The organism is Paenibacillus sp. F024, assembly GCF_057814255.1.
Genome location: NZ_JBVASZ010000142.1, coordinates 1 through 300 on the forward strand (window position 1 = coordinate 1; position 300 = coordinate 300).

A 300-nucleotide genomic window follows, 5' to 3' on the forward strand; every position below is an offset into this window, starting at 1 on the left:
AAAGCCGGTGAAGCCCCCGACGGATAATTATTATAAACACGTCGTGGTGCAAGGGGATTCGCTCTGGAAACTGGGGAAGGCGTGGGGTGTACCACTGGCCGATATGATCGCGGCCAACCCGCAGCTCAAAAATCCGAATGTTTTGATGACCGGGGAGGTTATTTATATCCGGAATCTGATTACGGAGCGGTCCAAGATGACAGTTGGGGGGGCCTATGTGATAGCGGACACGTCCCAAATTGTTCCTGAAGCTCCGCTTCCGATGGAAGCGCCGCCGGTCTCCGAGCAGGCGGTAGAGCA

1 protein-coding gene is annotated in these 300 nt (G+C 55.3%); it reads left to right on the plus strand.

Annotated elements, in window-relative coordinates; translation table 11 throughout:
• A partial coding sequence (locus tag ACZYR9_RS27715) for a LysM peptidoglycan-binding domain-containing protein (protein ID WP_488981508.1) occupies window positions 1–300 on the plus strand: 300 nt, incomplete at both ends.